Here is a 25,965-nt window from a genome sequence, read left to right as displayed (position 1 = left end):
GCAGACCGTGCTAGGGGAGCGCCTATGTCGCCAAGCGACGAAGCCCGGCCGGCCACGCCGGTCAGGACCAGTTTCATTGCCGCCTATACCCTGGCCCAGATCGGCGCCTTCGTCAGCTTCATGCCTCTGTTGCAGGTGCTGCTGCCCCTGAAGGCCGAGGCGATCGATCCCGCGAACAAGGCCCTGCTGCTCAGCCAGGTGGCGTTCTATGGCGCCCTGGTCGCCAGCGTGGCCAACCTGTTGGCTGGCGCGATCAGCGACCGCACCACCTCGCGCTTTGGCCGACGTCGGCCCTGGATGGTGGTCGGCTCGCTGGGCGCGGCCGGAGCCTATCTGTTGATCATGGCCGCCAAGACGCCGATGGCCCTGATTGGCGGCATCATTCTTTTTCAGCTGATGTTCAACCTGATGTTCTCGGCGCTCGTGGCTGTGCTGCCAGACCGGGTGCCGGACACCCAGAAGGGACGCGTGGCTGCATTTCTCAGTCTGGGCAATCCGATTGGCACCATGGCCGGCGCCGTGCTGATCGGCGGCCTGCTGGTGACTGAGTTTACCCGCTACATCGCCATCGCCCTGGTGTTGCTGATCACCCTGGCCCCGTTCGTATTGAAGCTCGACGACAAGCCGCTGGCTCGCGACGCGCGTCCGCCGTTCCAGTTGGGTGCGTTCATCGCCGGCCTCTGGGTCAATCCCCGCAAGCACCCCGACTTCGCCTTCGCCTGGCTGGGTCGGTTCCTGGTGCTGGTCGCTCTGAGCCTGGTGCAGGGCTACATGCTGTACTTCCTGCAGGACGCCTTCGGCTATTCGCGGTTGTTCCCGGGCCACCGGGCCGAGGAGGGGCTGGCGATCCTGACGACGGTCTCGACGGCCTCCAACGTCACCTTCGCTCTGCTGGGCGGCATCCTGTCGGATCGGCTGAAGCGTCGAAAGCTGTTTGCCGCTGGAGCCGCCTTGACCATGGGTCTGGCGATGGTGGTCTTCTCGACGACGCCAAGCTGGCCCGTCATGCTGGGCGCCTATGTCCTGCTCGGTTGTGGAGCGGGCTGCTTCTACGCCGTCGACATCGCCCTGGTGACCCAGGTGCTGCCCTCGCAGCGCGACGCAGGCAAGGACCTGGGCGTCCTGAATCTCGCCAACACCCTGCCGCAAGCCCTGGCGCCGATGCTAGCCTTTGTATCGCTGGGGCCCAGCCACATGGACTTCCGGGCCTTCTTCCTGGTGGCCGCCGCGCTCGCCATGGCTGGCGGTCTGGCCATCCTGCCGATACGAGGCGTGCGGTAAGCCTCTCGGAAGCCCGCAGCCGTGCCGCAGTTCATCACCGTCACCGATCCGGACGATCCGCGCGTCGCGGCCTATCGCGACATCCGCGAGCGCGATCTGGTCGGCCGCCAAGGCCTGTTCATCGCCGAGGGCGAGACGGTGCTGCGCGCTTTCGTCCGCGACGCGCCCGAACGGGTAGTCTCGCTGCTGATCGATCCCAAGCGCCGCGACAAGCTGGACGAGGTGTTCGCGGGTTTGCCCCACGAGACGCCGGTCTATCTGGTCGAGCAGGCGGTGCTGGACGCCGTTGCCGGCTTCCATCTGCATCGCGGCGTCCTGGCGGTGGGCCGCAAGCCCGATCCGATGGCGGCCGATACGCTACTGGCGTCATTGCAGGGCAGGGCGGTGGTGCTGGTGCTGTGCGGCATCGCCAACCACGACAACATCGGCGGGATTTTTCGTAACGCGGCGGCCTTTGGCGTGGAGGGCGTGATCCTCGACAGCGACTGTTGCGATCCGCTTTACCGCAAGGCCATCCGGGTGTCGGTCGGCGCGACGCTCAGTGTGCCCACCGCCTGGCTGGCGCGCGACGAGGACCTCGCCGGGCTCCTGGAACGCCATGGTTTCGAGGCCCTGGCCTTGTCGCCGGCCGCCACCGAAACCCTGGCCCAACTGAGGCCGCCAGAGCGTTCGGCGGTGTTGCTTGGGGCCGAGGGGCCCGGGCTTTCGGCCGCCTTGATGGCCCGCGCCCGGCCGATCGGCATACCGATGGCGGGCGGCTTCGACTCCCTGAATGTCGCCACCACCAGCGGCGTCGTTCTGCATCACCTGCGGTTCGCCGAGCGCTAGGAAACCGGTTTCCTGAATCCGGGACGGGTCCTAAGGTTCGCGGCGAAACGTCAGTCAGTTCGCCGGAAGGTCTGGTCCATGCTCAATCGTCGCGGCGCGCTGGCCACCTTCGTCACGGGCCTGCTGGCCTCGGGCCTGGCGCGCGGGGCGAAAGCGGAGACCCTTCCCATGACCGACCCGACCGAGATTATCGAGCTTTGGCCGGCCGGCCCGCCCGGGGCCGCGAAGGTCACCGCCGTCGAAGCCGTCATCGAGCGCGGCGACCCCGATGGTCTGCGCGACCGCGCCCTGACTCACACCCGCAAGCCGACCCTGGTGGTGTTCCGGCCCAAGACTCCGAACGGCGCCGCAGTCGTGCTGATGCCCGGCGGCGGCTATGAGCGGGTGGTTCAGGACAAGGAAGGCTACGAGACCGCCCGCTGGCTCGCCGACCGGGGCTATACCGCCTTCGTCCTGTTCTATCGTCTGCCGGGCGACGGCTGGGGCGCGGGGCCCGATACGCCGTTGCAGGACGCCCAGCGGGGCCTGCGTCTGGTCAGGTCGCGCGCCGCCGCCATGGGCTTCAGCTCCGACCGTATTGCCATCATGGGCTTCTCGGCCGGGGGTCACGTCGCGGCCAGCCTGACGACCCGGTTCGCAGCCAAGGTCTATGAGCGGATAGACGCCGCCGACGATCTTTCGGCCCGCCCCAATCTGTCGGCCCTGATCTATCCGGTGATCACCATGGACCCTGCCGCCATGCACGGCGGATCGCGCAAGCAACTGCTCGGCCCTAACCCGACGTCCGAGCAGATCGTGCTGTATTCGCCCGAGAAGCAGGTCAGCGCCGATCTGCCGCCGGCGTTCCTGCTGCACGCCGCTGACGACAAGTCGGTGCCGGTCGAGAACTCGCTGCTGATGTTCTCGGCCCTCAAGGCCAAGGCCATCCCGACCGAGATGCACGTCTTCGAGGAAGGCGGCCACGGCTTTGGCCTGCGCTTTGTAGCCGGAAAGCCGGTCGCGGCCTGGCCGGGTCTGTTCGAGACCTTCGCCCGGCGCCACGGGCTCTAGTCTGGATTCTGGCGCTTCCAGGCGGCGTGTTCCGCTTCGATATGCTTTTGCCAGCGGACCCGAAGCTGGCCCGGCCGCTGGCCATGGCGATCATCGAGGAACTGGGCGTCGACAACGCGGTCGGTGCGGAAGGTGCGGAAGTCCTGCCGCAGCTCACACCAGCCGATCAGCATGCGGACAGTCTCGCGATAGCCTACTGTCACCGGCCAGATCACCCGCTGGCTGACCGCGCCCTGCTCATCGCGATAGTCCAGCCGGATCTTGCGGCCGGCGTGGATCCAGGCGCGGGCCTGGGCGATGTCCAGCCCGTCGGGCGCGGCGTTCCAGGCCGGCGCTGCGCCCGTCGCGGGCTCCAGCACATAGGGCCGCAATCGCTCGGGCACGGCGGCGGCGATCTTGCTGATCAGGTCGCGGGCCGCCTTGGCCAGCACCGGATCGCCCCGGCCGGCCACCCATTGGGCGCCGAGTACGGCGGCTTCGATCTCGTCGGGGGTCAGCATCAGCGGCGGCATGTCAAATCCGGCCTCCAGCACATAGCCAACGCCCGCTTCGCCCCGGATCGGCGCGCGCTGCCCGACCAGGGCGGCGATGTCGCGATAAACGCTGCGCTTGGAAGTCTCGAGTTCGACAGCGATCGCGTCGGCGGTGACCGGCGAATGGCTGCGGCGCAGGATCTGGATGATCTGGAATAGGCGTTCGGCGCGTCTCATGAGGACACCATGACAGAGCTATGCTGACAGCATGTTGGCAGTAGCAAGGGTGATCGACTGAAGCGACCTTTTCGGAGCCTTGGCTGCCTAAAGGATGGCTTAAACCTTCCGCACCACGCAGCGAAAGCCGATGTGGCTGGTGGTGGTGTCGATCGGCTGCGGGTGACGCGCCGCTGGTCGATAGCGCCGGCAGTAGTTTTCCGCGCACAGGTGCGAGCCGCCCTTCAGCACCCGTCGCGGAATGACCGGACCCGGTTGGGCGGGGTCATGGCTGCCACCGCTGGCCGGACCGCGCGGATTGCGGGGCGCGCAGCAGGGTCTGGTCGGGCTGCCCTCGTGGCGGTCGGCCCACCAGTCCGAGGTCCATTCCCAGACGTTGCCGATCATATCGTAGAGGCCGTACCCGTTGGCCGGGAAGGTCCGTACCGGCGAGGTGCGCTCGAACCCGTCGGTCAGCAGGTTCTCGCTCGGAAAAGCGCCCTGCCAGTAGTTGGCCAGCATCGCCCCGCCGGGCGCCAGTTCCTCACCCCAGGCATAGGCGGCGGCTTCAAGACCGCCCCGCGCGGCGAATTCCCACTCGGCCTCGGTCGGCAGGCTCTTGCCGGCCCAGGCGGCGTAGGCGGCGGCGTCGTCATGGCTGACATGGATGACCGGATGATCCTCGATCCCGGCGATGGAGCTGCCCTCGCCAAACGGCTGGTTCCAGCGGGCGTCGAGGATCAGCCGCCACCATTCCCCGCCGCCGGCGCGCGGATCGACCCGGTGGGCCGGCCGCACGAACACCGCCGAGGCCGGGTGGGCGAAGGCTGGGTCCATGCCGGGATAGAGCTTCGGATCGGGCGGGATCTGCGCCAGGGTCACATGGCCCGTCGCTGCGACGAACCTCGCAAACTGGGCGTTGGTGACCGGGGTCTCATCGATCCAGAACGGATCGACGGCCACGGGATGGGCCGGGGCCTCTTCTGGATAGTGTTCGTCCGAACCCATCTGGAAGACGCCGCCGGGCAGGGCGATCATGCCGTCAAAGGAAGCCTGGCTCATTGTCGCTGTTGTAGGTCGTGGTGGGGGATCTTGTCACGCCCCGTGCCAGTAGTGCGGGGCTAACGGCAGACCTGGTCCAGCGCCGCTAGGTCCAGTGACAGCGGCGGAACGGGCAGGCCCTTGGCCGCCATGGCGTTTTCCAATGTGACGGGGACCGCCGCCGGCGCGGCGGCCAGATCCGCTGCATAGAACCGATGCGCCTGCGCCGCTTCCAGCGAGACGAAGGTCACGCCCAGGGACCGGTAGAGCGCCAGCAGGCGGGGGGCCATGCGGGCGTCGAACGCGCCCAGGTGCATCAGCAGCACATAGGGGATGTCCTGGCCGTGCAGCGTCGCCGACAGGGCGCGGGAATGGGCCAGACTCAGCTCGGCGGCCTTCAGGTAGTGGGTCTCGAGATCGGCGATGGCCTTCTGGTCGCCCCTGGCCATGCAGCGGGCATAGGGCTCGTTCCAGGCGTAGTCGCCAAAGCTGATCGTGACGCTGGCGATGTTATAGCCGCGCGCCTTCAGCAACTCGCGAACGGCGGCGCGCTTTTCGGGCGTGTCGCCCTCGCTGAGAAAGGGGAAGCGGAACCAGCGCCAGTCCGAGCCTGCGGCCAGGCCCTGCAGCAACGGCTCGTTGCGGGTCAGTTCGGCTTCGAAGGTCGCGACGTCGATCTGGGCCAGGTTCAGATGCGCCCAGCCGTGGTTGCCCAGCGGGTGGCCGGCGTCGCGCCAGATCTTCAGGACGTCGGTCGAGTCCGGCTCCAGCTCGGTCTGGACGCCGTTGATGAAGCCATAAACCGGGGCGGCCTTGGCGTCCTTCAGGGCGGCGAGGAAGGTCCTCGCGATACCCACGCGGGTCTCGCCGTTTGGCAGGGCGCTGTGAGCCGGCAGGTCATCGACCGTGATCGCCATCCTGATGTCGGAGGCCTGGGCGGCGATGGGCGCGGCGATCAGGCAGGCGGCGAGAAGCGCGCGCAGGGTCATCGGGCGAACAGCGCCAGAGGAATGGACTGGGCCATGAAGCGATAGCCGTCCATCGAAGGGTGCAGGCCGTCGCCGGAATCATGGGCCGGAGCCAGCCGCGTCGGATTGGCCGGGTCGCGCATGATCGCGTCCATGTCGACGACGGCGTCGAAGTTGCCGGGCGCGCGGATCCAGGCGTTGATGGCCGCGCGGTCCTGCTCGTTCAGGGCGTCGGGATGATAATAGCTTGATCCGCCATAGGGCATGATCGTCGCGCCGATGATCGTGATCCCTCGGGCGCGGGCCTTGTGGACCATCTGGGCGTAGGCGGTGGTGACCTCGGCGACCAGCGCGGCATGCCGATCGGCGCTGACCGGCTGGTCGCGGGTCAGGACACCCAGGTCGTTGACGCCCTCCAGCACCAGCACGTGGGTCACGCCGCTCTGCATCAGTACGTCGCGATCGAAGCGGGCGGCGGCGTTGGGCCCAAGCCCGTCCAGCAGGACGCGATTGCCGCCGATGCCCAGGTTCAGCACGCCCAGCTTGCGGGTTTTCGAATTGGCCTGCAGCCTTGCCGCGAAGGCGTCGGGCCAGCGCTGGTTGGTATTGGGTTTGACGCCATAGCCGTCGGTGATCGAGTCGCCGATCAGGACGATCGCGCCGGCGCCCTTGCCGGCTTCGACCTCGACGCCCGACAGCTGGAACCAGTGGTCGGTCTTCAGGGCGCCCGGCAGGTCGGCGGCCGAGGCCTTGTCACCCTTGACGACATAGGAGGTCGCCCGCGAGCCGGGGTGGCTGGTCTGCACCGCCGGGGCCCTGTCGATGTGGATCGTGATGGCGAGGTCCGACAGAGGCGCGGCCTTAAAGGCGACGGGGTCGGAAAGATACTCGGCGCCGGGCGGCACGACGACCTGTGCTCTGCCGGCGAAGGTGACGGGGCGGTCGGTCGCGGGGTCGATGGCCGGGGCGTCGTTGGTTAGCGGGCGGGCCACCCGGGTGGCTGTGACTCGCAGGGGTGTCGTGCCGAAAGCATTGGAGATCCGAACGCGCAGGCGGTCGCCGCCTGTCGTCAGCCGCACGATCTGGCGCAAGGTCGCGTCGTTCAGCGCCTCGGCGGGCAGGGCGTTGCGCTCTTCCGGAACCTGCTGGGCGCTGGCCCAGGTTCCGACCCAGCGGCTTTCCGCGTGGGCGGAGACGCCCAGCGTCAGGACCAGGGCGGCTGCCAGGCCGAGGGTGCGGCGGGTGATCTGGATCATGCTTGCTCCGGCACGGCCTGGGCGGGCCGATAGCCGCATTCGTGATAGGCGAAGGCGGCCGCGCCGGTGACGGCGCGGCCCAGACCTCAGCCCAGGGTGCGCTTGTACAGCGCCAGCAGTTCGGCCCAGGCCTTTTCGGCCGCAGGCTCGTCATAGACCTGGCTGCCTCTCACGGTCCAACCGTGGGCCGCGCCGGCATAGACCTCGATCTTGTTCGGCCGCTTGGCCGCTTCGAGAGCGACCTTCAGCTTTTCCTTGTCGGCCGGATCCTTCTTGTCGTCGTTGTCGGCGACGCAGATCAGGTATTCGGCCTTGCTGACCGGCAGGGTCAGGTGCGGACTGGTCGGGGCCTCGGTGACCAGACCGCCGCCGTGGAAGCTCGCCACGGCCGCCACGCGCGACGGCGAGACGCCGGCCGTGCGGAAGGCCAGCGGGCCGCCCATGCAATAGCCTTGCACGCCGACCTTCTTCTTCTTGTTGGTCTGGGGCAGGGCGTCGAGGAAGGCGATATAGGCTGTCGCGTCCCTGTCAGTGCCCTCCGGCGTCACGGTGGCCCGCATCGGCATGATCTTGGCGCGGTCCTCGGGACTGGCGAAGTTGAAGCCGCTCTCGACCACCGGGGCCTTCTTGACCCGATAATAGAGGTTGGGAACCAGCACCACATAGCCCGAGGACGCCAGGCGGCGCCCCATCTCGCGGAAGGCCGGCCGCAGGCTGACCACGTCGGGCCAGACCACGACAGCGGGCCACGAGCCCTTGCCCTCGGGATAGTACAGAGCGGCGTCCGCCACGCCGTCCGGTGTCTTGATCTCGACGTCCTTCTCCACGACCGGCGCGCCCGCATGGGCCGCGCCGCCCAGTCCCGCAGCCAGCACGGTCATCAGACCGAAGGCGCGGCGGGACACGGTGGGGTCGTGGATCAGGCCCGGGTGGATGTCGTCGTCACACATGGCCGATCCTCGCATTGCGATTTGAAACAGGCCGGGACTTTCGCTGCGAATGCGCGGCGAGGGAAGCCCATTGCGACGCGCTGTCGATGTTCGCGTCGAGGCGTTGCGGCCATAGGTTATCCACAGGCGTTGTGGATAACCTATGGCCGGGTGGCGGCTCTCGGCAGGGATGGCTGCCTAAAGCTGCGCCATAATGTCTCGATCCCTGGAATTACCGTGTCCCGCCCTTGATTGTTTGGTCGGTAGCGCTACCTGACAAGGTGTGAGGCGCAAGCGCCTCTGCCCTTCCTGGGCGTTTCCTCCCTAATGACTGGCCCGGCCTGCGAAGGTCGGGCCTTCTTTTTTGGCCGGAACGCTGGAGGCGAGGCGCGCGCGAGCGAGGCGGCGACCGCGAAGCATCTGAATCAAAAAGAAGGGGGAGTGGTGGTCGCGACAGGGATTGAACCTGTGACATCCTGCGTGTGAAGCAGGCGCTCTCCCGCTGAGCTACGCGACCTAACCGTTTCGGGCGGTTCAGAAGAACCGTTCTCGCCGGGCCGGAAGACCGATCCGCGAGAGGGACGGGCCTATAGCCCGGTGTTTGGCCGGGGGCAAGAGGCCAGAAGGTCGATACAGGCCTGGGGCACATCTAAAAAGCTGTGGATGACCAGATCGCCGCCCAGGGTCTCCACTGGCTCTTCAGTATAGCCGAAGCTGACCAGCAGGGCCGGGACGTTGGCCCGGACAGCCGCGAGGGCGTCGTTGATGCTGTCGCCGACCATCACCGCCCGGCGCGGATCGCCGCCCACGGCCTGGATCGCGGTCAACACGTGGATCGGGTCGGGCTTGGCGGCGGGAGAAAGGTCCGCGCCGATCACGGCGTCGAAGGCTGTGGATAACTCAAGCGCGTCCAGAAGGGCGACCGACAGATTGGTCAGCTTGTTGGTGCAGACCACCAGCCTCGCCCCCGCGCCGCGCAGATCGGCCAGAACCTCGACCACGCCGGGGAAGGGCGCGCTCTCGTGGGCGATGCGATCGAGATAGACCGCGATGAACCGCTCCACCAGCTTTGGGCCGGTCAGGGCGTCCAGCGGATAGCCGGCGGCGGCGAAGCCGCGCTCCAGCAGGGCGCGGGCGCCACGTCCGACCATCAGCCGCACGTCGTCAAAGGGCAGCGGCGGCAGACCCTCTTCGACGAGGATCATGTTCAGCGCGCCGACCAGGTCGGGCGCGGTGTCGACGAGGGTTCCGTCGAGGTCGAAGGCGATGGTGGCGCCTTTGAGGGCTTGAAGGTCATGCATTGATCTGGCCTTTCGGCTAAACGGCCGGCTAATGCAACTTTGGTTCGTCCCCTAGAGAGTCGCCAGGACCATGACCAGCTCCGCTTCGAACCGCCCCCGGGCCGCCGTGATCCTCGCCGCCGGCCAGGGGACGCGGATGAAGTCGCCGACCCCCAAGGTGCTGCACAGGATCGCCGGCCGGGCTCTGCTGGATCACGCCATCGATGCCGCCGAGGCGCTGGGCTGCGCGCGGATCGTCGTGGTGGTGGGCGCCCACAGCCCCGCCGTCGGTCTCCACGCTCGCAAGCGTCTAGGCGACGCGGCCGTGGTGATCCAGGATCCGCCGATGGGCACCGGCCATGCTGTTCTGGCCGCCAAGGCCGCCCTGGCCGATTTCGACGGTGACGTGGTGGTGACCTTCGCCGACTGTCCGCTGCTGAGCGCGGCGGTCATAGAGCCTCTGTTCGACCTGCGCGCTTCCGGCGCCGATGTGGCGGTGCTGGGCTTCGAGGCCGCCGATCCGGGCGCCTACGGCCGATTGATTCTGGCCCCCGGTCATGTGCTGCTGCGCATCGTCGAAGCCAAGGACGCTGATGACAGCGTCAAGCAGGTCAAGCATTGCAACTCCGGCGTTTTGGCCGCCGACAGGGCCCTGCTGTTCGACATTCTGGGCCAGGTCGGCAACGACAACGCCAATGGCGAATACTACCTCACCGACGTGGTCGGCATCGCCCACGGGCGCGAGCTTTCGACCCGCGCCAGCTTCGCGGCCGAGGCCTCTGTGCAGGGCGTCAATTCCCAAGCCGAACTGGCCGCCGCCGAAGCGGTCTGGCAAAAGCGCCGCCGCAACGCCCTGATGGTCGAGGGCGTCACCCTGCCGGCCCCGGAGACGGTGCATCTGGCCTGGGACACGAAGATCGCCGCCGGTGTGACAGTGGAACAGTTCGTGGTCTTCGGACCCGGCGTCAGCGTTGCCAGCGGTGCAGTGATCAAGGCCTTCAGCCATCTGGAAGGCGCGACCGTGGGCGAGGGGGCCCTGATCGGTCCCTATGCCCGCCTGCGCCCGGGGGCAGAGATCGGGGCCGATGCGCACATCGGCAACTTCGTCGAGGTCAAAAAGGTCAAGGTCGGAGCCGGCGCCAAGGCCAACCACCTCAGCTATCTGGGCGACGGCTCGGTGGGCGAGAAGGCCAATATCGGGGCTGGGACCATCTTCTGTAACTATGACGGCTTCGACAAGTTCGAGACCCATGTCGGGGCGGGGGCCTTCATCGGCTCCAACAGCGCCCTGGTCGCGCCGGTGCGGATCGGTGACGGGGCGATGACCGGTTCAGGCTCGGTGATCACCAAGGATGTGCCGGAAGGCGCTCTGGCGCTGTCGCGCAGCGAGCAGAAAAACAAGAGCGGCTGGGCCGAGGCGTTCCGGGCGCTGAAACTGGCCAAGAAGGCCAAGGCCGCCAAGAGGGACAAGACATGAGCGCCGACGATCAAAAGCGTCTGTCAGGCGAAGCCGCCGCCGAGCTGGTCGAGGATGGCATGGTGGTGGGCCTGGGCACTGGCTCCACCGCCGCCTGGTTCGTCAAGGCGCTGGCGGCCCGCAAGCTGGATATCCGGGGCGTACCGACCTCGGACGCCACCGCCAATCTGGCTCGGGAACTGGGCATCGCCCTGGCCGCGCTGGACGACGTCAAGGCGCTGGACCTGACGGTCGATGGCGCCGACGAGATCGGACCGGGCCTCAGCTTGATCAAGGGCGGCGGCGCGGCGCTGCTGCGTGAAAAGCTGGTCTGGGAAGCCTCCAAGCGCTGCGTGGTCATTGCTGACGCAGCCAAGCACGTGAAGCGGCTGGGCAAGTTCCCGTTGCCGATCGAGGTGGTGCGGTTTGGCCATGTGCATACCGGCCAGCGCCTCGCCGACATCGCCGCCGAGTTCGAACTACCGCCGCCGCGCCTGCGGATGGCTGATCGCGGCGTGGTGGTCACCGACGGCGGCAACCTGATCTACGACATGGCTTCGGGCAAGATCGAGGAGCCGGCGGCCCTGGCCGCAGCGCTGAAGGCCGTGACAGGCGTCGTGGATCATGGCCTGTTCCTGGATCTGGCCGACGAGGCGCTGCTGGGCACTGACGATGGCGTGGTGCGCCTGACGCCGTGAGTTCCTAGATAGAGCGCCGCTGTTCCTTAGCCTGACTGGAGCCTTCGATGGCTGACTATGACTTCGACCTGTTCGTCATCGGCGCCGGCTCCGGGGGGGTGCGGGCCGCGCGTCTGGCTTCGCTGTCGGGAGCCAAGGTGGCGGTGGCGGAAGAGTATCGGGTCGGCGGCACCTGCGTGATCCGGGGCTGCGTGCCCAAGAAGTTCATGGTCTATGCCAGTGAGGTCTCCGCGCAGCTGAAGACCGCCGAGGGCTTTGGCTGGACCATCGGCGAGCGGTCGTTCGACTGGAAGCGATTCCTGCACGACAAGGACGTTGAGATCGCCCGCCTGTCGGGCATCTATGTCACCAACCTGCAGAAGGCCGGCGCGCATCTGCTGCACGGCAAGGCCCGGGTGATCGACGCCCACACCGTCGAGGTCCTGCCCAAGGAGGGCAGTCAGGACGCTGGCCGCTATACCGCCCGCAAGATCCTGATCGCCACCGGCGGCCGCCCCGTGAGGCCGGATTTCCCAGGCGCCGAGCTGGGCATCACCTCTGACGAGGCCTTCCACATGCCCACTCTGCCCAGGCGGGTGCTGGTGGTGGGCGGCGGCTATATCGCGGTCGAGTTCGCCGGCATCTTCAACGGTCTGGGCGTGGAGACGACGCTGCTCTATCGCGGCGCCAACATCCTGCGCGGCTTTGACGACGACGTCCGTTCGCACCTGGCCGACGAGCTGGAAAAGCGCGGCATCAAGGTGGTGCTGGGCTGCTCGCACAAGAGCCTTGAGCAGACAGAGGCCGGCCTGGTCAGCACGCTCAGCAACGACCTGACCTTCGAGACCGATGCGGTGATGTTCGCCACCGGCCGCGAGCCCTATGTCGAGGGGCTGGGCCTGGACAAGGTGGGCGTCAAGCTGAACGAGCGCGGCGCGATCGCCGTGGACAAGCATTCGAAAACCAGTGTCGACGGCATCTGGGCCGTCGGCGACGTCACCGACCGGATCAATCTGACGCCCGTGGCGATCCGCGAGGGGGCGGCCTTCGCCCAGACCGAGTTCTACGACAATCCGACCAGCTTCGATCACGACCTGGTGGCCTCGGCCGTGTTTTCGCAGCCGCCGGTCGGGGTGGTCGGTATGACTGAGGCTGAGGCCCGGCACGAGTTTGGCAAGGTGGATATCTATCGCTCGGTCTTCCGGCCGATGAAGGCGACCTTCTACGGCGCTCAGGACCGGTGCCTGATCAAGCTGGTGGTCAAACAGGACGACGAAAAGGTGGTTGGCGTCCACGTGGTGGGGCCCGACTCGCCCGAGATCATCCAGATGGCCGCCATCGCCGTGAAGATGGGCGTCACCAAAAAGCAGTGGGACTCGACCTGCGCCGTCCACCCGACCCTGGCCGAGGAACTGGTGACGATGAAGGAAAAGTACGCGCCGGCCGATGTGGGCGCCGGATGAGGTCTGTCGCCGGCGCGCAACGTTCCACGAAATGGCTAGGGGCTGTCGCGGTGTTCACCATCGCGCTGGTTCCGTTCGTGGGCTATCTCGCGCCGCTGGGCTTTGCGCCGCTTCTGGCCCTCTGCGGGTTGCTGTCGACGCCGGGACTGGCGCAGTCGCGTCCGGCGTCGCCTCCGGCCATGGCGCTGTTCGTCCTGGTGGTCTGGGCCCTGATCAGCCTGTCCTGGAGCCCCGGCGCGCCTAACCCGGCCGACCTGAAGGACAGTGGGGATATGGAGTCCTTCACCGGACTCAAGCTGCTGTTCCAGTTGGCGCTGTACGGCTCGGCGATCGCCGCCATGCGCGGCCTGTCTGACCGGTCCGCCCGCAGCGCCGCCACGGTGCTGGCGGTGAGCGCCCTGTTTCTGGCCCTTCTGGTCGCCCTGGACGGGGTGAGCGGGGCGGCCTTCTATCAATGGCTGAGATCCGCGACCAACGATCCGATCCGACCCGATCTTGCGGTCGTGAAAGTGTCGATCGCCACCTACGCCCTGGCGCTGCTGTTCTGGCCCACGGCCCGGATCATGAGCGGGCGGGGCTGGACGCCCGCCGCTTTCGTGCTGCTGGGCGCGGTGATCATCGGCGCCCTCGCGCTGAGCGCCGACGCCAGCTGGGCCGCCCTGGCGTTTGGCTTCGTGGCCTTCGGGGCCGTTCGGCTGTTTGGCAAGGTGGCCGCGCGCCTGCTGGTCGCCGCCGTCGCCGCGCCCTTCGTGCTGGGTCCGATCATGTTGCTGTGGGGCGTACATTCGGGACTGATCGCCTGGCTGCATCGCCACGTGCCGCGCTCCTGGGACGCCCGCCTGGATATCTGGGCCTTCACCGCCGACCATGTGCAGGCCCACGCCATTCGCGGCTGGGGCCTGGACGCCAGCCGCACTTTTGGACCGGCGATCCCGCTGCACACTCACAACGCCGCCATGCAGCTCTGGCTGGAGCTTGGCGCGGTGGGCGCGGCCCTGGGCGGCATCTTCTTCAGCTGGGTCGCTTACAGGATTGTGGCCCTGACCGGCGAGTCCCAGGAGGATGGCGCCATAGCGGCTGGCGCTCTGGTCACCTATCTGACCATCGGCGCTCTGAGCTTTGGGGTCTGGCAGGAATGGTGGCTGGCCCTGGGCGCTCTGACCGTCATTGCCTGCGATATCTCGCGCAAGGATTGAAGTCGCCACGCCGTCCGCTAGGATGAACTTTCCTCACTCTCGTCAAAAAGCGGCGATCGGCCGCATGATTTTGCCTTTTCCCTGCGGCTACGGTAAAAGCCGCTCCCTTTGAAGTTATAGAGCCTGCCATGACCTCGCGTTGGACCCCCGCCACCTGGAGAGCAAAACCCGCCAAGCACATCCCGTCCGACTATCCGGATGCGGGCGCTGTGGATCGGGTCGAGCAAACACTTCGCCAGATGCCGCCGCTGGTGTTTGCGGGCGAGGCGCGTCGGCTGAAGACCCTGCTGGGTGACGTGGCCGAAGGCCGCGCCTTCCTTTTGCAGGGCGGCGACTGCGCCGAGAGCTTCAAGGAATTCCACGCCGACAACATCCGCGACACCTTCCGGCTGATCCTGCAGATGGCGGTGGTGCTGACCTTCGCCGGCGGCAAGCCGGTGGTGAAGGTGGGCCGCATCGCCGGCCAGTTCGCCAAGCCGCGCTCCGAGCCGATCGAGACGATCGACGGCGTGACCCTGCCGTCGTACCGGGGCGACAACATCAACGGCATGGACTTCACGGCCGAGGAGCGCATCCCCGATCCAGATCGTCTGCTGAAGGCCTATGGTCAGTCGGCCTCGACCCTGAACCTGCTGCGCGCCTTCGCCAACGGCGGCTATGCCGACCTGCATAACATCCACCGCTGGACCTTGGGCTTCGTGGGCGACAGCCCGCAGGGCGCGCGATATCGCGAGCTGTCGGAAAAGATCAGCGAAAGCCTGGCCTTCATGGCCGCCATCGGCGTCACGCCGCAAAGCCACCCTGGCCTGCATCAGGTGGAGTTCTTCACCAGCCACGAAGCCCTGCTGCTGGGCTTCGAGGAAGCCATGACCCGCGTCGATAGCACCTCGGGCGACTGGTACGACACCAGCGCTCACCTGCTGTGGATCGGCGAGCGCACCCGTCAGCTGGACGGCGCGCACATCGAGTTCATGCGCGGCGTCAAGAACCCGATCGGCCTCAAGTGCGGTCCCACCATGGAAGGTGACGACCTGCTGCGCCTGATCGACGTGCTGAACCCGCACAACGAGCCGGGCCGCCTGACCCTGTATGGCCGCTTTGGCTCCGACAAGATCGCCGACCGTCTGCCGCGCCTGATGAAGGCGACCAAGGCGGCCGGCCGTTCGGTGGTCTGGGCCACCGACCCGATGCACGGCAACACGCTGAAGGCCTCGACCGGCTACAAGACCCGGCCGTTCGACCGCATCCTGTCGGAAGTCAAATCGTTCGTGGAGATCGCCCATGCCGAAGGCGTGCACCCCGGCGGCGTGCACCTGGAAATGACCGGCCAGAACGTCACCGAGTGCCTGGGCGGGGCGCGGGCGGTGGGCGAAGGCGATCTCGCCGACCGCTACCACACCCACTGTGATCCGCGTCTGAACGGCGAACAGGCCCTGGAACTGGCGTTCCTGGTGGCCGAGAAGCTCAAGTCGGATCGCGACGATCAGCGCAAGCTGGCCACCGGCTGACGCGCCGGTCGTCATTGCTGGCGCCCCTTCAAGCGCGGGTATAGCCTCCGTCTTTCATGGAGGAGGCGGGGTGAAATGGTGGGTTCAACCATCTCTCGCAGGGGTCTTGCGGGGTTGATGGCGACGCTCGTCGCCGCGCCGGCCCTTGCTCTGGATCCGAACGCTCCGCAGGTCACCCGTGAAGAGCCGCTGAAGTATCTGGACGTGGCCCGTCGCCTGACGGTGCAGGTCATGCTGAACGGCCAGGGGCCGTTTCACATGATGATCGACACCGGAGCCAACAGCTCGATGATTTCCATCGAGACCGCAGACAGGCTGGGACTGGCGCGGGGCGAGCCGGTGGACGTGCACGGCATCGCCGGCGTGCACGCTGTCGACACCGTGGTGATCGACACCCTGCAGATGGGCCACCGCGTGCGGCGCCAGATGAAGGTGTCGATCGTCGCCGAACGCTATCTCGGCGCGGCCGGTCTGCTGGGCCTGGACTGGCTGGGCGCCGACAACCTGATGCTGAACTATGGTCAGCGACGCATGGCTGTTGGCGAGCGCTTGCCGCGGGCCGACGACCAGACGGTGGTGGTCAAGACCCGTACGCGCAGCGGTCTGACCCTGATCGACGTTTCCATGCCCGGTCAGACAATGGTCGCCCTGCTGGACAGCGGATCCATGGCGACGATCGGCAATCTGGCGCTGTTCCGGGCGGCGCAGAAGCGCAAGGCGATCATTGGTGAAACCTTTGATATCCAGCTGCGCGGCGCCACCGGCCAGACCCTGCCCGGGCGACTGGTGGTGCTCAACCGGCTGACCCTGGGCAAGATGACCCTGGTGAACGTGCCCGTGGTCATGGCCGCGGTTCATACCTTTGACTACTGGGGACTGACCCGTGAGCCGGCGATCCTGATCGGCTCCGATATCCTGCAGAAGTTCGAAACCGTGGCCCTGGATTTCAAGCGCCGCGAGGTGCGCTTCAAGATCGCCGGTCCCGGCTGAGGCCCGTCTGACGGAAACGCGCGCGGCGCGCGACGGTGCAGCTTGACCCGCCGCGCGGCGCTCTCCAATGGTTGTTTGAATGGAGGGTGCTTATGCGTTTGCAGGCTAGGTTGAAGCGCGAGTGGGTGTTCCTGAAGGGGCTGATGCGCACGCTCAAGCGCGTGAAATCCATCGCTCCCGACAGCGCCAACCTGATCTGCGATGATCTCGAAGCGGCGGTCGATCGCTGGTCTGCCAGCCCCGCGATCACCTTTGAAGGCAAGACGATCACCTATGCCGAGCTGGATGCCATCGCCAACCGTTACGCCCACTGGGCCAAGGGGCAGAGCATCACCCGCGGTCAGACGGTGGCGCTGTTCATGCCCAACCGCCTGGAATATCTGGCCATCTGGTACGGGCTGTCCAAGGTGGGCGTCGCCACTGCGCTGATCAACAACCAGCTGACCGGCCCGGCCCTGGCCCACTGCCTGAACATCTCCCAGGCCTTGCACTGCATCGTCGATCCCGAGACCTCGCCCTGTTTCGAACAGGTCAAGGATGGTCTTGGCCGTCACGTCCAGCAATGGGTGCTGGGCAAGGCTCATGGCGACCAGCGCGATCTGGTCAACGCCCTGAAGAGCTGCAGTCAGCTGCGTCCCGATCGCGAGACAGCCCGGGGCGGGCTGACCGCCAAGGACACCGCACTCTACATCTTCACGAGCGGCACCACCGGGCTGCCAAAGGCCGCGCGCATCACCCACATGCGGACGCAACTCTATATGCGCGGCTTCGCCGGTTCGACCGACGCCCGTCACACCGACCGCATCTATGTGACCCTGCCGCTCTATCACGCCACCGGCGGCCTCTGCGCCATGGGGGCGGGGCTGTTGAATGGCGGGTCGATCGTGCTTCGCAAGAAGTTCTCGGCCACGCACTTCTGGAGCGATATCCGCACCGAGAACTGTACGATGTTCGTCTATATCGGCGAGCTGTGCCGCTATCTGGCCAACCAGCCGGCCAGCGACGAGGACCGCAACCACAAGATCCGCCAGATCTTCGGCAACGGCCTGCGGCCCGACGTCTGGGACGACATGATGGATCGCTTCAAGGTCGGCGGCGTACTGGAATTCTATGGCGCCACCGAAGGCAATGTCTCGTTCTTCAACTTCGACGGGCGGCGCGGGGCCATCGGCCGTATCCCCGGCTATCTGAGGAAGAAGTTCAACACCCGCATCGTGCAGTTCGATGTGGAAACAGAGATGCCGATCCGTGGCGCCGACGGTTGCTGCATCGAGGTGGCGCCGGGCGAGGTTGGCGAGTGTATTGGCCAGATCGCCAATGACGCCCGATCCAACTTTACCGGCTATGCCGACAAGGCTGCGACCGAGAAGAAGGTTCTGCACGACGTCTTCGCCAAGGGCGATGCCTGGTTCAGGACCGGCGACCTGATGCGCACCGACGGCGACGACTACATCTATTTCGTCGACCGGATCGGCGACACCTTCCGCTGGAAGGGCGAGAACGTCGCCACCAGCGAGGTCTCCGAGCGCCTGGCCGGGGTGCCCGGGGTGCTGGAGGTCAATGTCTATGGCGTCAAGATCGGCGACCTCGACGGCAAGGCCGGCATGGCCTCGCTGGTGGTGGGACCCGAGTTCGATATCACGACCCTGGCCGAACATGTCGATCGGGAACTGCCGGCCTATGCCCGGCCTATCTTTGTGCGCCTGCAGCGCGAGATCGAGACCACCGGCACCTTCAAGTATCGCAAGATCGATCTCGTCACCGAGGGGTTCGACCCGGCCATGACCAAGGATCCGCTCTATTTCCGAGATCCGGCCAAGGGCTATGTGAAGATCACCAAGGCGGTCTGCGCCAAGGTCGTGGCCGGCGGATACAAGCTCTAAGAAGAACTTTACATTTCAAAGTGAGTTCGCTATTCCTCGCTCCATTGAGCGCTGGGGAGATGCGTTGTGACTGAAGAGATGAAGGCCATCCGCGACGACATCGCGTTCATGCGCGCCCTGGCCGAAGAGGGGCGTCAGGCTCCTTTGCTGGGCGGCTCGATGCTGGTTGCGGCGGGCGCGATCTTCGGCACGGCCAGCCTGATCCAGTGGGCGATCCTGTCGAAGGTGTTGCAGGCTCCATCCGTGATGCTGATGGTGGTCTGGGTCGCCGCCGTCGTCCTTCACCTGGCGATGGTGGCCGTGCTCAGGCGCGGGGTCGGCGCCAAACCCGGGGCGGGCTCATCTGGCAATCGCGCCATGCGCAACGCCTGGATGGGCGTGGGCTGGGGCTGTTTCGTGATCTTCACCGCCCTGGCCGTGGCCAGCTGGAAAACCCGGGACCTCAACCTGATCAACTTCTCACCGTCGATCGTGCTGGCGCTCTATGGCGGCGCATGGTCGGTGGCGGCGGCGATGTCTCGGATAGTCTGGCTAAGGGTCGTGGCGGTCGCCTCTTTCGCGAGCGCCATCGGGATGGCGCTGCTGATGGGCAGTAGCTGGGCCTGGCTGGGTTACGCCGCCGCCCTGTATCTGCTGGCTATGGTCCCGGGCCTGATCCTGATGCGACAAGAACCTTCGGACATCGTCTAGGTCGCCATGGACGATTTCGAGATCGAACACATCGACGAGGTCATTCACGGGCGCGTGCGTCTGGGGATCATGGCCTATCTGTCGGGCGCCGAGGTCGCGGAGTTCAACGCGCTGAAGGCCAGGCTATCGGTCACCGACGGCAACCTGTCGGTCCACCTGCGCAAGCTGGAAGACGCGGGCTACGTGGCCATCGACAAGAGCTTCGTCGGCCGCAAACCTCTTACGCGCGTCAGCCTGACCGAGATCGGCCGCGCGGCCTTTGGCCTTTATCTCGACGCCATCGGCAAGCTGGTCGATGGGCGCTGAAATCGCCTCGTCCAAACCCGCGTTTCTCGCGTATCTGTAAAAAGACGCAGGGGCGGAGCGAGACGTGGTGAGTGGTTCTATGACGCGACGCGTCGGCTTGACGGCCCTGGCGGGATCCCTGGCGAGCGCGTGCTCGCCGCTTTCGATGTTCGCGACCCTGACGCCCAAGGACGCCGCTCGCACGCCCTTGCGGGGCGCAGCCTACGGGAAAGGCGCGCGTCAGACGCTGGACGTCTATGCGCCGCCCACGGCGACGGGCGCCGAGCCGGTGGCGGTGTTCTTCTATGGCGGTTCTTGGGATTCTGGTCGGCGCGCCGACTATGCCTGGGCGGGCAGGGCGGTGGCTGCGCGCGGTTTCCTGACGCTGGTGCCAGACTATCGTCTCTATCCCGAAGTCGTCTTTCCAGACTTCCTCGACGACTGCGCGGCGGCGGTGCGCTGGGCGGTCGACAACGCCAGGGCCCTGGGTGGGGATCCCGACCGCGTCGTCCTGATCGGTCACTCGGCCGGCGCCTACAATGCCGCCATGCTGGCCCTGGACCCTCGCTATCTGAAGGCGGCGGGCGTCGAACCCGGGGCTGTCCGGGCTTTCGCTGGACTGTCGGGGCCCTATGATTTCCTGCCCCTGGATGGGCCGATCACGCGGCGCACCTTCGGTCAGGCCCCGGATCTGCCGGCCACCCAGCCGGGACAGTTCGCGAGCGCCCGCTCGCCGGCCGCTTTCCTGGCCTCCGGAGACGCCGACACCACGGTCTATCCGCGCAACACCCGCAAGCTGGCCGCCGCCCTGCGCCAGGTGGGCGGCAAGGTCGAAGAGCGACACTATCCGGGGCTGGACCACGCCGACACGGTGCTGGCCCTGTCGCGCCCGTTCCGCGCCAAGACCAACCTTCTGGGCGAGATGACGGCCTTCCTGAAGGCCGCTGCGATCTAGCCGCAGACCCCGCCGTTCAGCTTGCGCTGATAGGCCTCGGCCAGGCTGAGATACGGCGGGATGAAGGTCTGGACCGCCACCGGCTTGCCGTCGGTCGTCACCCCGGCCAGGCCCGCCCGCATCTCGAAATGCAGGTGGATGGTAGTGGGCGTGCCGCCAAAGTCGTTGGACACCTTGCCCAGCTTCTGGCCGGCCGTGACCTTGGCTCCTTCGGCCACCGCCAGGGTCGACATCTGCATGTGCAGGTAACGGTAGGTGTAGTGCGGCGCGGCCTTGCCCACGAGCGTCACGGTATAGGTCCCGATATCGGTGATCGTGCCGGCCTCGGTGGCGACCGCCCAGTGTTCGTTCTTCTTGCAGGTGGCCGGGCGGATGTCCTGGCCCTGGTGACCGGTTCCCGAGGCGCAAAGGGGGCTGGTCCGCGAGCGCGCCTCGCAGAAATTGTCACGCCAGGGCAGGGTGTAGTTCAGGCTGTCGCACTGGCTGGGCTTGCCGGGCGGACCCATGCCGCCGCCGGGGCCATAGACCTGGGAGTTGGCGAAGCCGGCTTCCTGCAGGGGCCAGCACATGGTCGGCGCCCAGACGGTGCGGTCCAGATAGCCCGAGCCCTGTCCGCTGGGCAGCTGGCCGGCGGGGCCGTGGTCGAAGGTGGCCGGCGAGGGGGCGGGCGGCTCTGCCGGCTGCACCGGATCGCCGGGGCTGGGCGGCAGGGGCTCGGAGGCTTCCTGCTCGGCGCCGCCATCGACGGGCTCGTCATCGGGCTTGGGCGGGCCGGGGTCGGCCGACGGCGGCTTGGGCGGCGCGTCGGGCGCGGGGGTCTTGGGATCGCAGGCGGTCAGGGCCAGGGCGGCCAGAACCGCCAGGGCCAGGGGCGCGGTCAGCTTGCTCATCGGCTCAGCCCCCCAGGCCGGCTTCGGCGCGGGCGGCGGCGCCCAGCACCACGGTCGTCGTCTTGCCGACCAGACCCAGCACATAGTTGTCGTCAGCGCAGCGCAGGTCGCCCGCCTTCTCGCAGCGGATCTCGACGGTGTAGAGCACGCCATAGCGGATGAAGCTGGCCAGCTGGCCATCGACCGTGCGCTGCACGGTCAGGCCTTCGGGACCAACGGGATCGATCTTCAGGGGCTTGGCAGCGGGCAGGGGAATGATGGCGGTGGTGCCGCTCAGCGAGATGCCGGCCCCGGGGGCGTCAGCTGTGATCGTGTAATAGTCGCCGAAGCTGTAGATACGCGCCCCGGCCGTCAGCCTGGCGTCATTGGGCAGCAGGATCGGCACGCGGGTGGCGTCCACCTCGCCCTTGTCCAGATTGGCGCCCAGGGTGTCGGACGCGCCGCCGCTCTGGCGCAGGCCGCCCACGGCGCCCTGCCAGTCGACCCGGCCGCCTCTGCGGGGCGGAACGGTCGTCGCAGAAGGGACCCGGGTCACAACGGGCGGGCGGGTGGCGCCGATCGGCGCGCCGGTCGCCGGATCCACCCGTGTCTGCGCCGTGACGCGGGAGGCGATGGTCGCGCCCACCCCCACGGTCGCGACGACAATGGCCGCCGCGACGATCAGTTGTCCGTTACGCATGGTCCCCACCGCATAACCCCGTTCTTTCAACCTTAGCGCGGATCGAAGGTGTTGTTAACCCTTTCGACTCACTCTTACGGCCAAGGGGCCTAGCGATTGAACCGGCGCGGCTTCGTGGCTATATGGCCGGACTGCCTTGGGCCCATGTGTGTGGCGGCCCCAACAAAGCCCAGCTTACTCAAGGGGATACAGGTTCCGCCATGCTGCTCACCATGCTCAAGGCCAAGCTTCACCGCGCCACTGTCACCCAGGCTGACCTGGACTATGAAGGCTCGATCGCCATCGATCGCGACCTGCTGGACGCCTCGGGCATCCTGCCCAACGAGCAGGTCGATGTACTGAACATCACCAACGGCGCGCGCTTCACCACCTACGCCATCGAGGCCCCGCGCGGCTCGAAGGTGATCGGCGTCAACGGCGCCGCCGCGCGTCTGGTGCAGAAGAACGACACCGTCATTATCGTCACCTACTGCCAGCTGCCGGCCGAGGAAGCGCGCAACTACGCGCCGACCGTGGTGCTGCTGGATAACGGTAACCTGATCAAGAAGGCCGCCTAGGATGCGCCGTCTGGTCGGACTAACCCTCGTCGCCGGACTGCTGGCCGGCTGCGCGCCCAAACTTCCCGAAGGGATCGATGAGACCCGCCTGACGGAATCCATCGGTCGCGCCATCGGCTCGCCCTCGACCTGCGTGATGGTGGCCGACGCCTCGGGTGCGATGGTCTGGCGCGCGGGCGGCTACATCACCTGCGCTCGCAACCTGCCCACCTGCGCGGGCGGCCAGCCGGTGATCGCCGAGGTCGTGCTCAAGAGCGCCATCGGCAAGCCGGCCCGCTTCGCCAGCTGTCCGACGGGCACGGGCGGGGTCAACACCGTCGGCTGGGCCATGGGCCCGGTGCCGACCAGTGAGGGCAAGCCCGCCCGCAACCTGACCTATGTGGCGGTCATGGAAGGCGAGCGGGCCCTGCCGGGTCGCGAGGTTCAGGAACGCGTCGAGCGCGCCTTCACCAAGGCTGGCTTTTAGCGGGCCACCTCATAGGTGGCCGTGACGTCGATCCGCACTTTCAGTTCGCCGGCGGCGATCTGGGTGGAGTCGGCCATTTCGCGCTTGGCCATGGCGAACACCGGCATCGGCTGCGCGGGTGAATAGCCGCCGCCTTCGCCCAGATTGACCAGGCGCACGATCTTGTAGCCCGTGGCCCGGGCATAGAGGTCGGCCTTGGCCTGCAGGGCCTTCACGGCGTCCATGCGGGCTGCGTCCTCGGCGACCTGCGGGTTTTGCAGGCCAAAGCTGATACCGCCCACGGTGTTGGCGCCGGCGCCGACCGTGGCGTCAACAGCCTGGCCCAGCTTGCCCAGGTCGCGCACGGTCACCGTCACCTGGTTGCTGACCTGATAGCCGTTGAACTTCGGCGGCTGGTTCTGCTCGTAGATGTATTGCGGGTTGACGTTGAGGTTCGAGGTCTGGATGTCGCGATCGGCGATCCCGGCCTTGCGCAGGGCGGCCATCACCTGGTTCATCTTCGCGCCATTGGCCTTCAGGGCGCCGGCGGCCGTCATGTCGTCGGTCTGCACGCCCAGGGTGATGGTGGCCATGTCGGGGGCGACATTGGTGTCGCCAAAGGCTGCCAGGCTGAAGGTGGTGGCGCGGAAGGCGGCGTCCGGCGCGCTCTGGGCCATGGCGGGGGCCGAGGCGAGGGCCAACGCGCCTCCCAAGGCGGCGGGGATCAGGGCAGCGGAGGCGATGCGGGCGGCGAACGAAGTCATGACTGAAGTCTCCTGTCGGGTGGTCCTGTAAGCTTGACCGACCCTGTATGGTTCCCTGATGACGGAACGAACCTGAACGGGAGCTTTAAGCCGCGTTCGGCCCATGCTAATGCGCCCTTCCTCCGAACGTGACGCCCGTTCATGGGGGCCTGTAGCTCAATGGTTAGAGCCGACCGCTCATAACGGTCTGGTTGGGGGTTCGAGTCCCTCCGGGCCTACCATACCCAAATTTATTGAACAAAATCAATGACTTACGGTTTCGGAGCGCTACCACGCTCGGTGGCCTAAGTCTCTGATTTCACTCGCTATCTGCTTTTCTCAGGCAGATCGTGTCGCAGTCAGATGTTGGTACATTTGCTGGTATCGCGCTCGATACCAACAAATGTACCAACAGAATGTCTAATTGCTGAGTCCGATCAAAGGCTTACTGGATAAGGGTTTGCGAGTTCGCCGACGGCAGAATCGGTAGCGGATGTGAGTCCCACCGCAGGACCTGAACCCGCTACTGGTGTTTCCACATGTTGGCCGAGGTGATCGCTGACGCGCTTTGCAAAAAAAGTACGTTATCGTGACCAGCGGTGGGGAGGATGTCCCGTAACCAATGGCAAACCACGTTTGCCCTGTAGCTTCCCGCTGCAGGAATAGTGACGTACAGATGACTAATGAGCATTGGCGGCGATGGTGTTTTGGATGAACGGCCACCGCTTTCGCGTACGATCGCCAATCCTGATCTGCCGTTCGAGGCTAGGCGGTTCGTCGCCGGCGGCCGACTAAATATTCAAAATGTAGATGTGGCGGAAAATCTCTTTTTCTCCTCGTGTGTGCTGTGTGGGGCCATCATCATAGATGGCGAACAAAATTATGAGCATCCCCTGCCAGCATGGCTTCATCGCTACGCTGGCGATGTGGGAGAGCGAAGGGCCACATCGTTTGGCGCCTCAGAGGCCGGCCCGTCATGGCGTCAGCTGAGTTTGCTGGCGCACGAGAGCTGCAACACCACGTTTGCACGTCGGATCGAGGAGCCTGCGGCACCCGTTTTGAAGAAGATCGTCGAGGGTCGGTCCGTGACTGGGGAGCAAATAGATTGTCTATTTGACTGGTTGGACAAAGTTAAGTCGTCAGCTGCTCACATGGCAACCGCTTTGACTGGTCACCAAATGACTATGAATTACGGAGAGCATGCTTTTCCAAATTTTAGAATTGGTCTGTTTGACAGATTTGCAATCATGTTCCGCGTAATGGACGAGATTGTTCCGTTGGATCTGAAAAATTGTTTGAATCCCGGTTTCATTTCTACTCCGTCTGCAATTATCCTTAAGGTGAAAGATCTTGTCATAATTTATGTCAGCGATCACCTGCTGCTATCCCCCGCTTTCGGCTTGAACGATGTTCGGGCGGTGAATTCTCAGCAGGTCATAGAGCGAGGCAGCAACATGTACGCTGCTGGTTTTGGGCTACGGCTCTGCCGCATCCCAGGTGCCAAAATTCTCGCGCAACCCATGAGGCGGCATTTCAAGAACCAATGGGATGAAGAGGGCTTCAAGGCGCTGCAGCCTTCGGGGGATGGCCGGATATTTGAGCTAATCGGCACCCGCTGGCAGAGAGTTCGAAGCCCACCAACGTTTAGCGAACTCGCGAAAATCGACACGAAAATTGCGGAGGCGCTGGCGGCTCTTGAGGCGGTAGAATGGCTAATTCTGGCGAAGGAGCGTGCGGCGCAAAGAAACGGCAGGGGAGGGTTTTTTATGAATTCTATGCCGTACCTCAAGAACGAGAAGGCGAACTTGTTAGATCAAATCGGCCGGATCAGATTCGGACTTCGTCCAGTAGAGAGCGACCGCACCTGACCAACTTGTCCGATGCTGGTGCGCTAGATGGACCATCGTTCGAAGCCCGCTATCAACAACGACCGCCTGGCCGCCGTTGCTCAACCCTGCCGGGTTGTTATCGAATGGCCTCGCTATTCTAACGAATGAGGGTGGTGGAAAAGCGATGCAAGTTTCAACTTCGTCGAAGTGAGTATAGTGCCGCATAGTCGCTGGAAATTGACCGAAAATGCGCGGGCACTTCTGTTGGTACCAGCAACAAAAAGTTGATACGTTTCAACATAAAGTGGATACCTCCGGGCCTACCAACCTTCTCCGCTAGTCGAAAAGTTACGCACAGGGTGCTGCTCCCCCTCTGGGGGAGCTGTCGCGGAGCGAC

General features: G+C 65.9%; 25 protein-coding genes and 2 tRNA genes. 17 read left to right on the top strand and 10 right to left on the bottom strand.

Translation table 11 applies throughout. The features are described from left to right. The first annotated feature begins 24 nt into the window (after positions 1-24). The 3 genes from ACW176_RS18730 to ACW176_RS18720 all read left to right on the top strand — a co-directional run bounded on the left by ACW176_RS18730 (position 25) and on the right by ACW176_RS18720 (position 3,159). Positions 25-1,281 carry an MFS transporter gene (locus ACW176_RS18730; protein ID WP_492110199.1) on the top strand — a complete coding sequence of 419 codons (1,257 nt, stop codon included), beginning with the start codon at positions 25-27 and terminating at the stop codon, positions 1,279-1,281. A 21-nt stretch (positions 1,282-1,302) separates the two neighbouring features. Beyond that, positions 1,303-2,109 carry a TrmH family RNA methyltransferase gene (locus tag ACW176_RS18725; protein ID WP_492056984.1) on the top strand — a complete coding sequence of 269 codons (807 nt, stop codon included), beginning with the start codon at positions 1,303-1,305 and terminating at the stop codon, positions 2,107-2,109. Positions 2,110-2,187: 78 nt separating this feature from the next. After that, the gene (locus ACW176_RS18720; RefSeq protein WP_492110198.1) at positions 2,188-3,159 is read left to right on the top strand and encodes an alpha/beta hydrolase; all 972 of its coding nucleotides are present in this window, start codon (positions 2,188-2,190) and stop codon (positions 3,157-3,159) included. On the opposite strand, the gene ACW176_RS18715 is transcribed toward ACW176_RS18720, so the two are convergent. The 7 genes from ACW176_RS18715 to ACW176_RS18685 form a co-directional block, all read right to left on the bottom strand. Further along, on the bottom strand, positions 3,156-3,869 hold the full coding sequence (locus ACW176_RS18715) for a helix-turn-helix transcriptional regulator (protein ID WP_492110197.1): 714 nt from the start codon (positions 3,867-3,869) through the stop codon (positions 3,156-3,158). The two genes, ACW176_RS18720 and ACW176_RS18715, sit on opposite strands and share 4 nt — an antisense overlap. 99 nt (positions 3,870-3,968) lie before the next feature. Further along, complete coding sequence (locus ACW176_RS18710; RefSeq protein WP_419320975.1) at positions 3,969-4,910, bottom strand: formylglycine-generating enzyme family protein; 942 nt, start codon at positions 4,908-4,910, stop codon at positions 3,969-3,971. A gap of 59 nt (positions 4,911-4,969) precedes the next feature. Further along, entirely contained in the window at positions 4,970-5,878 is a 909-nt protein-coding gene (locus ACW176_RS18705; protein ID WP_492110196.1) for a polysaccharide deacetylase family protein, read from the bottom strand. Then, a complete protein-coding gene (locus ACW176_RS18700) occupies positions 5,875-7,113 on the bottom strand; it encodes an SGNH/GDSL hydrolase family protein (protein WP_492110195.1) in 1,239 nt (412 codons plus the stop codon). Before ACW176_RS18700 ends, ACW176_RS18705 begins: the two co-directional genes overlap by 4 nt. A gap of 86 nt (positions 7,114-7,199) precedes the next feature. Then, positions 7,200-8,063, bottom strand: coding sequence for a dienelactone hydrolase family protein (locus ACW176_RS18695; protein ID WP_492110194.1), 864 nt, complete (start codon positions 8,061-8,063; stop codon positions 7,200-7,202). A 421-nt stretch (positions 8,064-8,484) separates the two neighbouring features. Then, positions 8,485-8,559, bottom strand: a tRNA-Val gene (locus ACW176_RS18690). A gap of 70 nt (positions 8,560-8,629) precedes the next feature. Further along, the gene (locus ACW176_RS18685) at positions 8,630-9,343 is read right to left on the bottom strand and encodes an HAD-IA family hydrolase (RefSeq protein WP_492110193.1); all 714 of its coding nucleotides are present in this window, start codon (positions 9,341-9,343) and stop codon (positions 8,630-8,632) included. Positions 9,344-9,413: 70 nt separating this feature from the next. On the opposite strand from ACW176_RS18685, the gene glmU reads away from it, so the two are divergent. From glmU to ACW176_RS18635, 10 genes are all read left to right on the top strand, one after another. Then, positions 9,414-10,799 carry a bifunctional UDP-N-acetylglucosamine diphosphorylase/glucosamine-1-phosphate N-acetyltransferase GlmU gene (gene glmU, locus ACW176_RS18680; protein ID WP_492056993.1) on the top strand — a complete coding sequence of 462 codons (1,386 nt, stop codon included), beginning with the start codon at positions 9,414-9,416 and terminating at the stop codon, positions 10,797-10,799. Further along, on the top strand, positions 10,796-11,476 hold the full coding sequence (gene rpiA, locus ACW176_RS18675; RefSeq protein WP_419320987.1) for a ribose-5-phosphate isomerase RpiA: 681 nt from the start codon (positions 10,796-10,798) through the stop codon (positions 11,474-11,476). The genes glmU and rpiA overlap by 4 nt, the downstream gene beginning before the upstream one ends. A 47-nt stretch (positions 11,477-11,523) precedes the next feature. Next, positions 11,524-12,918, top strand: coding sequence for a glutathione-disulfide reductase (gor, locus tag ACW176_RS18670; RefSeq protein ID WP_492110192.1), 1,395 nt, complete (start codon positions 11,524-11,526; stop codon positions 12,916-12,918). 50 nt (positions 12,919-12,968) lie between these two features. After that, positions 12,969-14,114, top strand: a complete 1,146-nt coding sequence (locus ACW176_RS18665; protein ID WP_492110191.1) for an O-antigen ligase family protein — start codon at positions 12,969-12,971, stop codon at positions 14,112-14,114. A gap of 128 nt (positions 14,115-14,242) precedes the next feature. After that, on the top strand, positions 14,243-15,622 hold the full coding sequence (locus tag ACW176_RS18660) for a class II 3-deoxy-7-phosphoheptulonate synthase (protein WP_492056996.1): 1,380 nt from the start codon (positions 14,243-14,245) through the stop codon (positions 15,620-15,622). Positions 15,623-15,739: 117 nt separating this feature from the next. Further along, entirely contained in the window at positions 15,740-16,612 is an 873-nt protein-coding gene (locus ACW176_RS18655; RefSeq protein ID WP_492110190.1) for an aspartyl protease family protein, read from the top strand. Between the two features lie 92 nt (positions 16,613-16,704). Continuing rightward, entirely contained in the window at positions 16,705-18,495 is a 1,791-nt protein-coding gene (locus ACW176_RS18650; protein ID WP_492110189.1) for a long-chain-acyl-CoA synthetase, read from the top strand. A gap of 66 nt (positions 18,496-18,561) precedes the next feature. Beyond that, positions 18,562-19,185, top strand: coding sequence for a hypothetical protein (locus tag ACW176_RS18645; protein ID WP_492110188.1), 624 nt, complete (start codon positions 18,562-18,564; stop codon positions 19,183-19,185). Between the two features lie 6 nt (positions 19,186-19,191). Further along, positions 19,192-19,491 (top strand): winged helix-turn-helix domain-containing protein, encoded by a 300-nt coding sequence (locus ACW176_RS18640; RefSeq protein WP_492110187.1) that lies wholly within the window; start codon positions 19,192-19,194, stop codon positions 19,489-19,491. A gap of 79 nt (positions 19,492-19,570) precedes the next feature. Further along, positions 19,571-20,425, top strand: coding sequence for an alpha/beta hydrolase (locus ACW176_RS18635; protein ID WP_419321003.1), 855 nt, complete (start codon positions 19,571-19,573; stop codon positions 20,423-20,425). Here the strand turns inward: ACW176_RS18635 and ACW176_RS18630 are convergent. Then, positions 20,422-21,315 carry a M23 family metallopeptidase gene (locus ACW176_RS18630; RefSeq protein WP_492110186.1) on the bottom strand — a complete coding sequence of 298 codons (894 nt, stop codon included), beginning with the start codon at positions 21,313-21,315 and terminating at the stop codon, positions 20,422-20,424. The two genes, ACW176_RS18635 and ACW176_RS18630, sit on opposite strands and share 4 nt — an antisense overlap. Positions 21,316-21,319: 4 nt before the next feature. After that, on the bottom strand, positions 21,320-21,994 hold the full coding sequence (locus tag ACW176_RS18625) for a hypothetical protein (protein ID WP_492110185.1): 675 nt from the start codon (positions 21,992-21,994) through the stop codon (positions 21,320-21,322). A 200-nt stretch (positions 21,995-22,194) separates the two neighbouring features. Here ACW176_RS18625 and panD point away from each other — a divergent pair, with 200 nt between their 5' ends. Continuing rightward, entirely contained in the window at positions 22,195-22,551 is a 357-nt protein-coding gene (gene panD, locus ACW176_RS18620; protein ID WP_419321009.1) for an aspartate 1-decarboxylase, read from the top strand. A 1-nt stretch (position 22,552) separates the two neighbouring features. Further along, a complete protein-coding gene (locus ACW176_RS18615; RefSeq protein WP_419321010.1) occupies positions 22,553-23,017 on the top strand; it encodes a hypothetical protein in 465 nt (154 codons plus the stop codon). On the opposite strand, the gene ACW176_RS18610 is transcribed toward ACW176_RS18615, so the two are convergent. Further along, entirely contained in the window at positions 23,014-23,760 is a 747-nt protein-coding gene (locus tag ACW176_RS18610; RefSeq protein WP_492110184.1) for an SIMPL domain-containing protein, read from the bottom strand. The two genes, ACW176_RS18615 and ACW176_RS18610, sit on opposite strands and share 4 nt — an antisense overlap. 145 nt (positions 23,761-23,905) lie before the next feature. On the opposite strand from ACW176_RS18610, the gene ACW176_RS18605 reads away from it, so the two are divergent. Further along, positions 23,906-23,981: transfer RNA gene (locus ACW176_RS18605), tRNA-Ile, on the top strand. A 441-nt stretch (positions 23,982-24,422) separates the two neighbouring features. After that, entirely contained in the window at positions 24,423-25,607 is a 1,185-nt protein-coding gene (locus ACW176_RS18600) for a hypothetical protein (RefSeq protein WP_492110183.1), read from the top strand. Positions 25,608-25,965: the final 358 nt, after the last annotated feature.

The sequence above is a fragment of the Caulobacter sp. FV1ye13L genome (genome assembly GCF_058681155.1).
Note: the sequence above shows the minus strand (reverse complement) of the source record. Positions and strands in the feature narration are given on the sequence as shown.

What these genes read in the sequence shown, in the direction of transcription:
- ACW176_RS18625 (WP_492110185.1), bottom strand. Translation starts at nt 21,994, where the DNA reads ATGCGTAACGGACAACTGATCGTCGCGGCGGCCATTGTCGTCGCGACC.
- ACW176_RS18600 (WP_492110183.1), top strand. Translation starts at nt 24,423, where the DNA reads ATGAGCATTGGCGGCGATGGTGTTTTGGATGAACGGCCACCGCTTTCG.
- ACW176_RS18615 (WP_419321010.1), top strand. Translation starts at nt 22,553, where the DNA reads ATGCGCCGTCTGGTCGGACTAACCCTCGTCGCCGGACTGCTGGCCGGC.
- glmU (WP_492056993.1), top strand. Translation starts at nt 9,414, where the DNA reads ATGACCAGCTCCGCTTCGAACCGCCCCCGGGCCGCCGTGATCCTCGCC.
- ACW176_RS18710 (WP_419320975.1), bottom strand. Translation starts at nt 4,910, where the DNA reads ATGAGCCAGGCTTCCTTTGACGGCATGATCGCCCTGCCCGGCGGCGTC.
- ACW176_RS18705 (WP_492110196.1), bottom strand. Translation starts at nt 5,878, where the DNA reads ATGACCCTGCGCGCGCTTCTCGCCGCCTGCCTGATCGCCGCGCCCATC.
- ACW176_RS18700 (WP_492110195.1), bottom strand. Translation starts at nt 7,113, where the DNA reads ATGATCCAGATCACCCGCCGCACCCTCGGCCTGGCAGCCGCCCTGGTC.
- gor (WP_492110192.1), top strand. Translation starts at nt 11,524, where the DNA reads ATGGCTGACTATGACTTCGACCTGTTCGTCATCGGCGCCGGCTCCGGG.
- ACW176_RS18650 (WP_492110189.1), top strand. Translation starts at nt 16,705, where the DNA reads ATGCGTTTGCAGGCTAGGTTGAAGCGCGAGTGGGTGTTCCTGAAGGGG.
- ACW176_RS18630 (WP_492110186.1), bottom strand. Translation starts at nt 21,315, where the DNA reads ATGAGCAAGCTGACCGCGCCCCTGGCCCTGGCGGTTCTGGCCGCCCTG.
- ACW176_RS18730 (WP_492110199.1), top strand. Translation starts at nt 25, where the DNA reads ATGTCGCCAAGCGACGAAGCCCGGCCGGCCACGCCGGTCAGGACCAGT.
- ACW176_RS18660 (WP_492056996.1), top strand. Translation starts at nt 14,243, where the DNA reads ATGACCTCGCGTTGGACCCCCGCCACCTGGAGAGCAAAACCCGCCAAG.
- panD (WP_419321009.1), top strand. Translation starts at nt 22,195, where the DNA reads ATGCTGCTCACCATGCTCAAGGCCAAGCTTCACCGCGCCACTGTCACC.
- ACW176_RS18610 (WP_492110184.1), bottom strand. Translation starts at nt 23,760, where the DNA reads ATGACTTCGTTCGCCGCCCGCATCGCCTCCGCTGCCCTGATCCCCGCC.
- ACW176_RS18685 (WP_492110193.1), bottom strand. Translation starts at nt 9,343, where the DNA reads ATGCATGACCTTCAAGCCCTCAAAGGCGCCACCATCGCCTTCGACCTC.
- ACW176_RS18715 (WP_492110197.1), bottom strand. Translation starts at nt 3,869, where the DNA reads ATGAGACGCGCCGAACGCCTATTCCAGATCATCCAGATCCTGCGCCGC.
- ACW176_RS18720 (WP_492110198.1), top strand. Translation starts at nt 2,188, where the DNA reads ATGCTCAATCGTCGCGGCGCGCTGGCCACCTTCGTCACGGGCCTGCTG.
- ACW176_RS18695 (WP_492110194.1), bottom strand. Translation starts at nt 8,063, where the DNA reads ATGTGTGACGACGACATCCACCCGGGCCTGATCCACGACCCCACCGTG.
- rpiA (WP_419320987.1), top strand. Translation starts at nt 10,796, where the DNA reads ATGAGCGCCGACGATCAAAAGCGTCTGTCAGGCGAAGCCGCCGCCGAG.
- ACW176_RS18635 (WP_419321003.1), top strand. Translation starts at nt 19,571, where the DNA reads ATGACGCGACGCGTCGGCTTGACGGCCCTGGCGGGATCCCTGGCGAGC.
- ACW176_RS18640 (WP_492110187.1), top strand. Translation starts at nt 19,192, where the DNA reads ATGGACGATTTCGAGATCGAACACATCGACGAGGTCATTCACGGGCGC.
- ACW176_RS18655 (WP_492110190.1), top strand. Translation starts at nt 15,740, where the DNA reads ATGGCGACGCTCGTCGCCGCGCCGGCCCTTGCTCTGGATCCGAACGCT.